Below are 13,574 nucleotides of genomic sequence, written 5' to 3' on the forward strand. Positions count from 1 at the left end.
GCAGGACAACAACAATGAGTAAGACAGTAACTCGACGTGATACATTTAAATTTATTGCCGCAGGGTTAGCAGCGACGAGCGTGGCTTGTTCAACAAAAACCGTTAAAGCACCCACAACAAGACCGGTATTGCTTAACCCGATTAACGATCGCTGGAGTAACACTCATGATAGAGTTTGGTTAGGTGGTGAATACTGGGCGAATCCAATGGAAGATTGGCGGATCAGCAATGGTGCGGCAGAGTGTGTCACTACCGGCGGCCAGCGAAGCGTGCATGCTTTACAACATCAGTTGGTGGATACTTCGAAAACCTTCAAAACTTCGGTTCGCGTTAAATTGCTCGAAACAGGTAAAGAAGATGGTGGTGTTGCTATTCGGTTAGGTGTGCGTAGTGAAATCAACGAATACCGCAGTAATTGCTTTGTGCAACAAGGGTTGGATATTGGTGTCATTAACAATCAAATCGCACTGGGCAGTAAACGAAAATCCCTGACAAGAGCCATCAATAATGACGAGATTGACATAATCATTACGGGCTCACCTCAAGCTCAGTTAGTTGCGCTTAATGTTGAAATAATATCCGTGTCTAGTAGCGAGTCACTTGGTCAAATGGCGGCATTGGTCGGAACTGAAGAGTTGCTCGGCAATATTGCTGTCGTGAGTAATTTCAATATTCCTTCTTTTGATTCTGGACCAAATCAATCACGTAGCGATGCTGGTCGATATCAATTTCGCAACTGGCATATTGAAGGTGAAGCGTTTAGCAATAACGTAGAGCAAAAATTTGGCCCAATCCTCTGGACTATGTATACCTTGAGCGATAGCAGAAGTGATGAAGGATTCATTATGAAGCTTAGTGCGCTTACCGGGCCTTTAGGAGAAAAAGATTCAAAAGACGTGGTTTTGCAAGTACGTAAAAATGGCAAGTGGGTAGAAATAAGTAAGGCGGATCTTGATACCGATGGGTGGGTCGCTACTTTTAGAATACCTAATTGGGACGAAAGCCAGGCAACGCCTTACCGAGTCATATACATGGAAAGTCAGGTTGATGGTTCGATCAAACCTGATATATATGAAGGCACCATTAAAGCAAATCCGGCAGGCAGAAAAATGCGTATGGCGGCGCTTACGTGCCAGAATGATTATGCGTTCCCTTATGAGCCCGTTGCGAAAAATGTCGCCAAATTAGATCCCGACTTAGTCTTTTTCTCTGGTGACCAACTTTATGAATCTCATGGCGGATTTGGCATTATTCGCGTGCCCGCTAAGATGGCAATTTTAAACTACCTGCGTAAATACTATCAATTTGGATGGGCGTTCAAAGACGCAATGCGAAATGCGCCTACCATTTGTTTACCTGATGATCATGATGTATTGCAAGGCAACCTTTGGGGAGAAGGAGGTGCGCCAATGCCAATGGCGGCACATGATGAGAATCGTGTCGATAAAGCCGGTGGCTACATTGAGCCTATTAAAATGGTCAACGTGGTTCATAAAACGCATACTGCGCATCATATGGAACCTGTAGAGCCAAATCCGTCGAAACGAGGCATGAGTGTATACTACGGTGAATTGATTTATGGTGATGTTAGTTTTGCCATTGTTGCAGATAGACAATGGAAAAGCGGCCCGGAAAGACTAAACGTTATTGTTGGAACATCGGGCAATGACGAAGAGCCTAATTTTATTAATCCCAAATGGAATTCCAAGGAATTACATTTATTGGGCGATCGCCAGGAGCAATTTTTAAAACGTTGGGCACAAGATTGGCGCGGACATAAATTAAAGGCGTTGTTATCACAAACGATTTTTGCCAGTTTAGCCACTCACCAGATGAATCCGCAACACTATTTAAAATATGACTTTGACGCCAATGGATGGCCAGCTTCCGGCAGAGATCGAGCGATTTCAGCAATAAAAGGCTCAAAAGCGTTACACATTTGTGGTGATACTCACCTGCCTAGTGTGTCTCAATATGGACTAGAGCAACAACGCGACAGTAACTGGGCATTTTGTACGCCGGCAATTGCGGTCGGTTGGCAGCGTTGGTGGCGCCCAGATGATATCGGCTTAAATTATGCAAATCGACCACAACACGGCATGCCTAATACGGGCGAGTATTTAGATAGCTTTGGTAATAAAAACTATATTTATGCGATAGGGGATCCTGAAGTTAGTCGCTCTAAAAACAGATATGTTATGGCCCATGAAAAATGCAGTGGATTCGGGTTTATCACGTTTGACAAGGAAGACATGACTTACAAGATGGACGCGTATAAATTCATGATTGACGCAACCGATGGTAAAGCTTCAAATCAATTTGAAGGTTGGCCATTAACGATCAAGCAATCGGATAATCAAAGCGCTTAATTTTATCGGTAAAAACTAAGAGGGAGTTACGTCCCTCTTAGTGAGTCAAAAACATCAATTTGTCGGCAGTCGGCTATTTTGGGGTAGGTTCGGGAAGCGTCCAAATCGATATCTCTATTGTATTCATCTACTTCTATATAATTAATGTAGATACGTCATTTATCCGTTGCGAAATACCTAATACCTAATACCTAATACCTAATACCTAATACCTAATACCTAATACCTTGACCTTGCTGAAATAATTACATAGCGCTTGACCCAGTGGCGCTATAAAGCTTTCGGCTATTGCTACTGCGATACCATTTTTATTTCACAAATTTCCTCTAAGGCCGGTTTTAAATTTAACGCTTTTCGCTGCCAAGGTTATAGGAATGCTGTGTTTACACTCGACTAGTATGTGAAAGGATCACATCACAGTGTTACCTTGCAAATCGATTGGTGATGTTGGGAGGGGGCTTGGTTGTCGCCCTGCTTGGCAGCTTGTTTTGTTGAAATTGATAAGGCTAAAACGAAAAAAGCAGCCATAAGGCTGCTTTTCGGAATATGTTTGGTACGACCGAGTGGACTCGAACCACCGACCCCTACCATGTCAAGGTAGTGCTCTAACCAGCTGAGCTACGGTCGTACTATAAGCGGTTAACACAAGAGGTTAACGACTCAACGGCGGCTATGTTAATGGCAGATATGATTCCTTGCAAGTGCTTTTGTGAAGATTTTTACAAATAACCGTTTGTTTGCGTAATTCTTCGACAACTCACCTCACAAATGGTTAATTCGTCGTCAATAGACCCAGTTTGGCGCGACGTTGAATGACCTTTAATCGCCAGGCCAACAAAATTGCCGCGGTTGTCAGGCCGAGAATAAAACCAATCCAGAACCCGGCAGGCCCTAATTGCGGTACTATCCAATCGGTGATCCCTAAAATCGTTCCTAGTGACAGGCCAACAACCCAATAAGAAACAAAGGTAATATAGAGGATAGACTTAGTGTCTTTATATCCACGTAAGGCACCTGCCGATATCACCTGGATAAAATCGGAAAACTGAAACAGTGCCGCCAGAAACATTAAATTAGCAGCCAATGACACCACCGCCATTTCTGTTGTGTAAATCAATGCGATCTGCTCTCGAAAAATAATGGTTGCGCTGGCGGTGACAATGGCGATGATAAAGCCGAGCCACATACTGGTGGTACACATCTGTTTGGCTTCTTCGAGTTTATTCTCTCCGACCGCAAAACCGACCTTAATGGTCACCGCCATGGCAATTGACAATGGCACCATAAAAATCATCCCGGAAAAGTTAATGGCAATTTGATGACTGGCAACTACCTCGGAGCCAAAGGGGGCAAGTATGATGGCCACCACTGAGAATAAGGATACTTCAAATAGTAATGACAGGGCGATAGGGACGCCGAGTCGTAAAATACTGAATATCTCTTGAACGTCTGGGCGGGCAATGGCATTTCGTAACGACACTTTTTTAAGGTTTTTAGAAATAGACACATACACCAGCAAGCCGAAAAACATCGCCCAATACACGATTGCCGTGGCGATGCCACAACCGGCTCCGCCTAATTCAGGGAAACCAAACTCGCCATAGATAAATACATAGTTGGCTGGGATGTTAATCAGCAAGCCAATGATCGAAATGATCATGGTTGGTTTGGTATAACTCATGCCTTCGGCGAAGTTTCTTAAGACAACATATAAGCAAAAGCCCGGGCCACCCCAGACAATATAGCCAAGGTAATCGAGCATCAGTTGTTGTAGCTTTGGCTCGAGATCCAAATTCGGTTCAATCAGAGGCTTTAAGCCATAAAATAACCCGATCACCAAAATTGAAAGAATGATAGCGATCCAACCTGTTTGTACGGTGGAACGGGCGATCCCAGTATAATTTTTTCGACCTGAAAATTGCGAGACAATGGCCGACAACGCCATAATGACGCCATAGATGGTAAGGATGATGGGTAACCAGACACTACTTGCCACGGCAACGGCTGCCATATCGGTTGCACTGACTCGGCCAGCCATGACGGTATCGGCAAAACTCATTAAGTTTTGGATAAGCTGCGCAATTAAAATTGGGTAGGCCAATTTTACTAATGAGCGAGTGTCAGCAAAAAATTTTTCTAGAGTCATTCGGTTAAAGATAAGATAATAACGGCAAGTCAGGAATGAGGATCATATATGTTTACAGGAATTGTGCAAATAAAAGCGCAAGTTAGTGAAATCAAAAAAGGTAACGAATTTCTGCATATTCAGATAAAGGTGCCACTATCTTTTGCCCAGGATTTGCAACTGGGTGCGAGTGTCGCGTGCAATGGCGTGTGCCTGACCGTTGTTGAAATACAGCCGTGCGAGCAGGAAACCACAACGCTGCATTTTGATGTGATTGACGAAACCCTGAAACTGACTAATTTGGGTGAACTGGCCCATTCAAGCTGGGTAAATTTAGAGCGTTCCATGCGTTTTGGCGATGAAGTGGGCGGCCATATTGTCAGCGGCCATATTCACGATCAGGCAACGTTGATATCAATAACGAAAACCGACGATAACACTCAGATGTGTTTTTCATTTGACCGCAAATGGCGTCCTTATATTTTGCGAAAGGGCTTTATCGCCGTCAATGGTGCAAGTTTAACCTTAGGTAATGTCAGCGAAGACACCTTTGATTTGCATTTGATACCGGAAACGTTAGAACGGACCAATCTGCAAAGCTTCGTGGTCGGTGATAAAGCCAATATTGAGATTGATCAACAAACGATGACCATCGTTGATACCATTGAACGCATTATGGCAGATCGAATGACGCACTCTGTGACGCCAAGTTGATTGATTCCCTGGCTCGGCTTCAATACCGACTAAAAAATTTGTTCATCATCACTGTCGATGCGTAACATTATCGTTTGCGAATAATCATCAATGTGCATATTCATATGGATATCATTGCAACAGGTGGGGCAGGATTCATAGTAATTTTGATCCCCCTGAGTGGTATCAAGGGTGACATCAAGGTGATGGCCACAATGGGGACATTCGATAATTTTTCTGCTGATATGCTGCGGCATGAGAGCCTCCTACAACGTTACACTTGAGCATCACATGGTCTACCTACAATTATGGTTTGTTTCTGTGATTTTGCTCGACATCAATCAAGCCATTTTTTCGATGCTGGCAACAATATCTTTGGCTTGTTCCAGGTATATACCCGCAAATAAATTGGCATGATTGAAAATGTGATAAGCATTGTAGATGGATTTGCGTGTCTCATAGTGTTTATGCAGCGGCGAAATGTGTTGATATCCTTGATAAAACGCTGCTGGAAACTTACCGAATAGCTCGGTCATAGCGATATCGACTTCCGGGTCACCATAATAACAGGATGGGTCGTAAATACTGGGGCCCTTTGATGTAAAGCCCACGTTACCCTGCCATAAATCACCATGTAATAAGCATGGCTTGGGGTGATGATGACTGAGCAGCTGCTGACAATGGGAGACAAACGCATCGATATTGGTTAACTGAATGCCCCGGTTGGCGAGTTCTTGCAATTGCACGCCAAGTCGTTGTTCTGCAAAAAACGTACTCCAGTTTTTTTGCCAGGGATTGGCCTGCGACGTCTTGCCAATAAAATTGTCTTCACTCCAGCCAAATTCACCTTGTTGATTGTTTTGATGCATATGAGCTAGTGTTTTCCCCATGGTAAACCAAGGGTTTTCATTTGCTTGCTGTTCATCTGCAGGGTGGGGCAGTAATCTCAGGTATTGTAATACCAGAAAGCTGGCATCCTGGCTTTCGCCACAACAGATAACATCGGGAATAATAAAATCACTCCCCTGGCTTAGGTGCTCAAGGGAATACATTTCCGTTTGAAAATTAAGTAATTGTGACGGGGTATTGGTTTTAACGAAAAACTGTTGAGCACCCGCGGTCAATCGAAACGATGCGTTTATATCACCGCCAGTCACTTTTTCGGGCTCAGAAAAGGATAATTCTACTTTGAGGGTTTGCGAAATTTCATCAGCGATGGCGGACCACATAATTACTCCAATTTCTTATAACTTTAGCGAATGCATAAAGGTACACCCACGACTCATTAGGGATATAGGGTCATTATAGGTTAGTTAGTGCTCTTATGAATCTACATAAATTTTAGTTAAGCTTATATAGGGTTAGCGGAAGCAGGGAAAATAGTTTTCATCCTGAATAAGGGTTGCAACTTTGTCATTAACATACTCTACGGCTTTTGCTTCACCAAAAGTTGCCCAATGTTTTAGCCAGTCACGTGTTAACTCTTCGTCCACCTTTAAAAAGTTTATGCCAGCGTGGTTGCTATGGCGCCGAGCCGTAAATTCTTTTTCGATTTTGCTAATGGTCGCCAATGCATTTTGATTTGATTGTTGACTATGAATTAACTTCATTAACGACAAACCAATTTCGGTATTTAAATCAGAACCGCCGCGCTCGTATAACACTTGCGCAAATATTAGACAGGCTTCAGCGACTAAACTGTCAGTACTGTGTTTATTGCAAAAATGCATTCTTGAAGAGAATGACGGCACACTTTTCAGTGCCAGATAAAACGCCGTATCAAATATGTCGATAAAATTACCGACGCCGGCTTGCGATAGCGTTTCGATATAGAGACTTACCGTGTCGGCAAAATCGCTATCGATACCTTGTGTTTTATTTAATTCATCCGCTGCCCAGACAAAACCTTGTATGTTTTCCTTGTTGGCGAAATAATCTAACAGGCCCAACCATAACGAGGGATTGTCATGATTGGCGATTACGGTCTCAATTAATTTGTCTTCATTACACAATGGTTGATCATTTTTTTGAGTTGAACACAGGCGAATCATTTCTTGGGATACGAGTCTGTGGTGAGGGAAATTTCGTTCGAAATCCGATAGTCTCTGGAGTCTCGTTGTGTCGTTTTCCACCTCACTAAATAAAGCAAAAGAAAGCTGGCTGTTCATTGCAGGATCTTCGACCAGTTTATTAATATACTGCTCCTGAAAACCTTCTGGGGCTTTATTTGCTTCATACTCGTTAATAAGAGCGATTTGACACATCAAATCGTCTGTTCTTTGCTTATATTCTGGACTGACATTAGGGGACTCGGTGTTTGAACCGTTGATATTTTGGGATGTTGCCGACGCATTGGAAGCTTTATCTGGCGAGACTATAGCCATATCCTGATTGATATCTGAAATATCTTTGGTTAAAGGTGATTGATGGAGGGGGTCTCTTGTTTGATTTACCAAATATATGCCTAAACCGCCAATTATAAGCAGGCAACAAACTATCCGTTTTTTCATGCGACTGTCCTTGATTATTATTTCGTATAACCCATGGCGTTAATAGCTTTCAATCATAAACAGGTGATACGGCCTTTTAGCATTCCTTGCATAATCATGGTGTTTGTAAATTCACTAGGTTAAAGCCAGCATAAATGCTTTATCGGTTTCATTCAACCACCGCCAATTTGAACGAGGATTGTCGCTGTCACGTACCGTTCTATTCAGCGTTACCGCCTTGTTGCTCACTGACGGCTTTCAAATTATTTAAACTTTTGCTGATGAGCACTAAAAATATTTCATTACTCAGCCAGACTGGGAGACTGCCGCCAGGTTGAAAGTACCCCAAATAATCGATTACAACACGGTTGTCGTTAGTTTGTTGAACCTGCCATTGCACATCAATTTGCTTGACTCGAATACGGGCAGGGTTGAGTTTCAGGTACTGATTATTGTCTTGCACCGTGAGGGAGAATTGATCGGCAGATTCTATCAAAATGTTGGTTGTTAGCATTTCTCGGGCCTGCACCGGCCAAATGGGATCTAAAATCGTTAATTGCACCCGCTTATTCTCGGATGTTTCTAACACCACGATACGTTTAACCCCTTCAACCCAGGTTAACACGGCTTTTTTATCAGTAAGTAGATGACGCACCGATGCTAAATCGGCATTTAACATCAGCTGGGCCTTTATTTCGACAAAACCGGTGATTGGATTGTCTCGATATTGAATCCAGCCCCAATCGTTTTGTTGATGGGTATACCAAGGTTGTGGAAGTTTTGTTTGTTGATGGGGTTGGGTAACCGTTTCGCTATCGGATCTTGCATGAGCAAGGGTCCCAAGCAGATTGCAACAAAGCACGAAAGTAACGAGAACCAGTAACCTTGGATGTTTGTATACGCCTTGCATCATGATGCTATTCTCGCTTTGTAGTGGTCTTATACAAACCAGAGGTGCTTATCCGCGTGATTTTTGATGATTGCGGTAGTCAATGGTACCAACTTAAGTTGATTGTTGGTGATCAAGGACCCAAACTAAACCGTGATAGCTAGACGTTATCGCAGCAAAGTCGTTGTCTTGCATTGCAAATTAGTCAAAATTCCCCTATATTGCTCGGCTTATGGGTTCCGCTGACCGTTCGATAACACGGTAGGTTTATCGATACCAGGATCCCGCAACATATTTTTACGCATTTAAAACCTCAGGCTTTGAATGCTTTGATTTTAATACATGTGGCATTACGTAGGTGTCACCACTGTAAAAGGAACTATTGTGCCAGTAATTACTCTTCCTGACGGCAGTCAACGCAGTTTTGAACAACCTGTCTCTGTTATGCAAGTTGCCGAGGACATCGGTCCCGGTTTAGCTAAAGCCACAATCGCCGGTCGTGTAAACGGCGAACTGGTCGATGCTTGTGAAGTCATCGAGCAAAACGCAGACCTTCAGCTTATTACCAGTAAAGACCAGGACGGCATCGAAATTATTCGCCATTCTTGTGCGCATTTATTAGGTCATGCCATTAAGCAATTATGGCCTGATACGAAAATGGCCATCGGTCCGGTCATTGATAATGGCTTTTATTATGACATAGATCTAGAACATTCTTTAAATGATGAAGATCTGGTAAAGCTTGAAAAACGCATGATGGAATTGGCCAAGACCAATTATCCGGTGATTAAAAAGCGTGTGAGCTGGCAAGAAGCCCGCGATGCTTTTGCCGCGCGCGGCGAAAGTTACAAGATGGAAATTCTTGATGAGAATATCGAGAAAACTGACCGTCCGGGCTTGTATCATCATGAAGAATACGTAGATATGTGTCGTGGACCGCACGTGCCAAGCATGCGTCATTGTCATCACTTTAAACTGATGAAGGTATCCGGAGCTTACTGGCGCGGTAATAGCGACAATAAAATGCTACAACGCATTTATGGCACAGCCTGGGCCGATAAAAAACAGCTTAAAGCTTATATCCAGCGTCTGGCCGAAGCCGAAAAACGTGATCATCGTAAAATTGGTAAAGCTCTGGATTTATTCCATTGGCAAGAAGAAGCCCCTGGGATGGTGTTTTGGCACAACGACGGCTGGACTATCTACACCGAATTAGAAAAATTTGTGCGTGAAAAACTGCATGAATATGATTACGACGAAGTAAAAGGTCCATTAATGATGGATCGTGTACTTTGGGAAAAATCCGGTCACTGGGACAAGTACGCAGAAAACATGTTCACCACGGAGTCGGAAAAGCGTGAATACGCCATTAAACCGATGAACTGTCCGGGACACGTTCAGATCTTTAACCAGGGGCTAAAATCTTACCGCGATTTACCGTTACGAATGGCAGAATTTGGTTGTTGTCATCGTAATGAACCCAGTGGTGCGTTACACGGCTTAATGCGTGTCCGTGGCTTTACTCAGGATGATGCTCATATTTTCTGTACCGAAGAACAGGTCCAGGATGAAGTCAGCAAATGTATCAAGATGGTTTATGATGTTTATCAATCTTTCGGTTTTGAAGACATTATCGTAAAACTGTCGACGCGCCCAGAAAAGCGTATTGGTAGTGATGAAAGCTGGGATAAAGCGGAAGAAGGTTTAGCTAATGCACTGCAAGCCAATGGTATTGAGTTTGAATATCAGCCGGGCGAGGGTGCCTTCTACGGTCCTAAGATTGAATTTACCTTAATGGATTGTTTAGGTCGCGCATGGCAATGTGGTACAGTACAGTTAGACTTTGCATTACCCGGTCGTCTTGGTGCCACCTATGTTGGTGAAGACAATGAGCGATACGTGCCGGTGATGATTCACCGTGCTATCCTTGGTTCACTAGAGCGCTTTATCGGTATTTTGATTGAACAGTACGCAGGTTTGTTTCCAACATGGTTGGCACCAACTCAGGCAGTAGTGTTGAATATTACGGATAAGCAAAGCGATTACTGTAATCAAGTTGTAAAAAAATTGAAAGAAAGTGGTTTTAGAGCCAAAGCTGACTTGCGTAATGAGAAGATTGGCTTTAAAATCCGCGAGCATACCTTGAAACGTATTCCATACTTACTGGTTGTAGGTGATAAAGAAATGGAAAATGGCGAAATTGCCGTACGTTCACGAAAAGGTGAAGATTTAGGAAAACTGTCGGTGGATGATTTCATTAAACAATTAAATGATGAAGTAAAATCACGGACGCAAGCATAGTTCTTTAGGAGGAACCGACTATTAAAGGTGGTCAAAGAGGCGGACAAAAAGAGCCGCAACACAAATTGAATGGTGCAATTACTGCACAAGAAATTCGTTTGATTGGTATTGATGGAGAAGCACTCGGCGTTGTTTCTCTGGATGACGGTCTTGAAAGGGCAGAATCAGCTGGTGTCGATCTGGTTGAAATCAGTCCTACAGCGCAACCACCAGTATGTCGAGTAATGGATTACGGTAAGTTCCTTTACGAAAAGAGTAAAGAGCTTAAAGAACAGCGTAAAAAGCAAAAACAGATCCAGGTTAAGGAAATTAAATTCCGTCCTGGAACTGATGAGGGCGATTATCAGGTCAAACTACGCAACCTGAAGCGCTTCCTCGAAGGCGGCGACAAGGCCAAGGTAACATTACGTTTCCGCGGTCGTGAAATGGCGCACCAAGAACTGGGTATTGAACTTCTGACTCGCGTTAAAAACGATTTGGAAGACATTGCTCAGGTCGAGTCTTTCCCTAGACGGGTAGAAGGTCGACAAATGGTGATGGTCCTAGCCCCTATTAAACGATAATAACTGGTCTGAAAGTATTGCCAGCTTGCTGGCAATCACCACTATTATCGAATCACTGGTAACCGAGGCATACAAGTAATCGTTTTCGATTCGCCCCAGGTTACTTTACTTTTTGGCATAAACAATGCGGAGTTATTTCCATGCCTAAAATGAAAAGCAATAAAGGTGCTGCGAAGCGCTTTAAGAAAACTGCTTCTGGTGGTTTCAAATGCAAACAAGCCGGTCTACGTCACATCTTGACTAAAAGACGTACCAAAGTTAAGCGTCACTTACGTGCAAAAAGTATGATTGCTAAGTCTGACCTTAAGTCAGTCGTATCAATGTTACCTTACGCTTAATTAGAGGAGTAGACACAAATGGCTAGAGTAAAACGCGGTGTTGTAGCACGCGCACGTCATAAAAAAGTTCTTAAGCAAGCGAAAGGTTACTACGGTGCTCGTAGTCGCGTATATCGCGTTGCTTTCCAAGCTGTAACCAAAGCTGGTCAATACGCTTACCGCGACCGTCGTCAACGTAAACGTCAGTTCCGTCAACTTTGGATTGCTCGTATTAACGCGGCAGCTCGTCAAAATGGTTTGTCTTACAGCAAATTCATCAACGGTTTGAAAAAAGCGTCGATTGAAATTGATCGTAAGATCCTTGCTGACATCGCCGTATACGATAAAGCAGCTTTCACGGTTTTAGTTGAAAAAGCACAAGCTGCTTTAGCTTAATCGGAAAGACTTTGACAGATAAGGACGCTTCGGCGTCCTTTTCTATTTGTTGGCAAAGCTTTAATATCTTCGCATAGAAGGTTTTGCCAAAAAATAGAAGATAGGTGGTCGTCCCTCGTTGATACGACATTTTAGTTAGGAAAGCTCGATGAACCTTGCCGATAAAGTTTTAGCTGTAAATAATGATTTGCCCATTCGTACCGATGCGCCAGTGCATAGTGGTAAAGTGCGTAGTGTCTATTGGTTAACGGCAGAAGATTCTGCTCGCCTTATCCAGGAAAAAGGGTATGCCGTACCAACGGATACACCTCTGGCGATTATGGTGATCTCGGATCGCATTTCAGCCTTTGATTGTATCTGGCATGGTGAAGGCGGGATCCAAGGCGTACCTGGTAAAGGTGCGGCGTTAAATGCTATCTCAAATCATTGGTTTAAGCGTTTCAAAGAAAGTGGACTTGCTGACAGTCATATTCTGGATATACCGCACCCTTTTGTGTGGATCGTACAAAAAGCCAAGCCGGTAAAAATTGAAGCCATTGCTCGCCAGTACATTACCGGTTCTATGTGGCGCAGTTATGAAAAAGGTGAACGTAGGTTTTGTGGCATTGAGATCGCCGACGGCCTTGGCCGCGATCAAAAACTGCCAGAGCTTTTGATAACGCCATCTACCAAAGGTATTTTAACCGGGATTGAAGGGGTTCCAGCTCAGGATGATGTCAATATCACCCGGAAAAATATCGAAGATAACTATGCCGCATTCAATTTTGAATCGGTTGCTGATATTGCCCTGTATGAGAAGCTTCTAAAAGAAGGCTTTGCATTAATCAGTGAAGAATTGGCGTCGTTGGATCAAATCTTTGTCGATACTAAGTTTGAATTTGGTTATGTCAAAGATGTTGATGGCAATGATAAGCTGATTTATATGGATGAAGTGGGCACACCGGATTCCTCTCGTATGTGGGATGGGGCTGAATACCGTCAAGGCAATATTGTTGAAAATTCAAAAGAAGGGTTTCGTCAGTTGTTGCTAAAATATTTCCCGGACCCCGATATTTTATTGAATAAAGACCGGATGGACGAGCGAGAAGCTCTGGCTCGTGACAATGCCTTACCCGTTGACGTGTTAATGCAGGTGTCGAAGACTTATGTTGGCATTGCTGAAAAAATTACCGGTGAAAATATCGTTATTAGTGATAATCCAAAAGCCGAAATCATTGAAATTTTGAAAAAGGATTATGGACTGGTCGATTAGTCAGTTGCTTCATGCATCGTGATTTATGAGGTTAATTAACCCATGGATTATAGTGCAGCAAAGACGCTGACTAATTAGTGACAGGCAACACTGCCTGTCACCTTATGTGTTATACCAATCACATTAAATTATTGCTCACTCAGTGAGAATTTAAAGGCTTTTAGACAAGGCTTTGATTGC

Annotated in this window: 12 protein-coding genes and 1 tRNA gene; 7 read left to right on the top strand and 6 right to left on the bottom strand. The window is 43.1% G+C overall.

All coding sequences use genetic code 11. The features are described 5' to 3' along the window. The first annotated feature begins 14 nt into the window (after positions 1 to 14). Positions 15 to 2,369: an alkaline phosphatase D family protein gene (locus tag ACHUFQ_RS10660; protein WP_394175421.1), complete on the top strand. Its 2,355-nt coding sequence runs from the start codon at positions 15 to 17 to the stop codon at positions 2,367 to 2,369. Between the two features lie 551 nt (positions 2,370 to 2,920). Here ACHUFQ_RS10660 and ACHUFQ_RS10665 read toward each other — a convergent pair. Continuing rightward, positions 2,921 to 2,997: transfer RNA gene (locus tag ACHUFQ_RS10665), tRNA-Val, on the bottom strand. A gap of 144 nt (positions 2,998 to 3,141) precedes the next feature. After that, entirely contained in the window at positions 3,142 to 4,515 is a 1,374-nt protein-coding gene (locus ACHUFQ_RS10670) for an MATE family efflux transporter (protein ID WP_394175422.1), read from the bottom strand. Positions 4,516 to 4,563: 48 nt separating this feature from the next. On the opposite strand from ACHUFQ_RS10670, the gene ACHUFQ_RS10675 reads away from it, so the two are divergent. Continuing rightward, the gene (locus ACHUFQ_RS10675; protein ID WP_394175424.1) at positions 4,564 to 5,208 is read left to right on the top strand and encodes a riboflavin synthase subunit alpha; all 645 of its coding nucleotides are present in this window, start codon (positions 4,564 to 4,566) and stop codon (positions 5,206 to 5,208) included. A gap of 29 nt (positions 5,209 to 5,237) precedes the next feature. Here the strand turns inward: ACHUFQ_RS10675 and ACHUFQ_RS10680 are convergent, their stop codons facing one another. The 4 genes from ACHUFQ_RS10680 to ACHUFQ_RS10695 all read right to left on the bottom strand — a co-directional run bounded on the left by ACHUFQ_RS10680 (position 5,238) and on the right by ACHUFQ_RS10695 (position 8,589). After that, the gene (locus tag ACHUFQ_RS10680) at positions 5,238 to 5,444 is read right to left on the bottom strand and encodes a CPXCG motif-containing cysteine-rich protein (RefSeq protein ID WP_394175426.1); all 207 of its coding nucleotides are present in this window, start codon (positions 5,442 to 5,444) and stop codon (positions 5,238 to 5,240) included. 84 nt (positions 5,445 to 5,528) lie between these two features. Next, a complete protein-coding gene (locus ACHUFQ_RS10685) occupies positions 5,529 to 6,416 on the bottom strand; it encodes a fructosamine kinase family protein (protein WP_394175428.1) in 888 nt (295 codons plus the stop codon). 132 nt (positions 6,417 to 6,548) lie between these two features. Continuing rightward, positions 6,549 to 7,643, bottom strand: a complete 1,095-nt coding sequence (locus ACHUFQ_RS10690) for a hypothetical protein (RefSeq protein WP_394175429.1) — start codon at positions 7,641 to 7,643, stop codon at positions 6,549 to 6,551. Positions 7,644 to 7,896: 253 nt separating this feature from the next. Further along, positions 7,897 to 8,589 carry an SRPBCC family protein gene (locus tag ACHUFQ_RS10695; protein ID WP_394175431.1) on the bottom strand — a complete coding sequence of 231 codons (693 nt, stop codon included), beginning with the start codon at positions 8,587 to 8,589 and terminating at the stop codon, positions 7,897 to 7,899. A 360-nt stretch (positions 8,590 to 8,949) separates the two neighbouring features. On the opposite strand from ACHUFQ_RS10695, the gene thrS reads away from it, so the two are divergent. The 5 genes from thrS to ACHUFQ_RS10720 all read left to right on the top strand — a co-directional run bounded on the left by thrS (position 8,950) and on the right by ACHUFQ_RS10720 (position 13,394). Next, positions 8,950 to 10,866: a threonine--tRNA ligase gene (thrS, locus tag ACHUFQ_RS10700; protein ID WP_394175433.1), complete on the top strand. Its 1,917-nt coding sequence runs from the start codon at positions 8,950 to 8,952 to the stop codon at positions 10,864 to 10,866. A 20-nt stretch (positions 10,867 to 10,886) separates the two neighbouring features. Then, a complete protein-coding gene (gene infC, locus ACHUFQ_RS10705) occupies positions 10,887 to 11,429 on the top strand; it encodes a translation initiation factor IF-3 (protein ID WP_394175439.1) in 543 nt (180 codons plus the stop codon). Between the two features lie 140 nt (positions 11,430 to 11,569). Further along, on the top strand, positions 11,570 to 11,767 hold the full coding sequence (rpmI, locus tag ACHUFQ_RS10710; protein WP_138321391.1) for a 50S ribosomal protein L35: 198 nt from the start codon (positions 11,570 to 11,572) through the stop codon (positions 11,765 to 11,767). Positions 11,768 to 11,785: 18 nt separating this feature from the next. Continuing rightward, entirely contained in the window at positions 11,786 to 12,142 is a 357-nt protein-coding gene (gene rplT / locus ACHUFQ_RS10715) for a 50S ribosomal protein L20 (protein WP_136737138.1), read from the top strand. Between the two features lie 148 nt (positions 12,143 to 12,290). After that, positions 12,291 to 13,394 carry a phosphoribosylaminoimidazolesuccinocarboxamide synthase gene (locus ACHUFQ_RS10720; protein ID WP_394175435.1) on the top strand — a complete coding sequence of 368 codons (1,104 nt, stop codon included), beginning with the start codon at positions 12,291 to 12,293 and terminating at the stop codon, positions 13,392 to 13,394. The last annotated feature ends 180 nt before the right edge of the window (positions 13,395 to 13,574 follow it).

It is taken from the genome of Thalassotalea litorea (assembly GCF_043642205.1).
GTDB lineage: Bacteria > Pseudomonadota > Gammaproteobacteria > Enterobacterales > Alteromonadaceae > Thalassotalea_A > Thalassotalea_A litorea.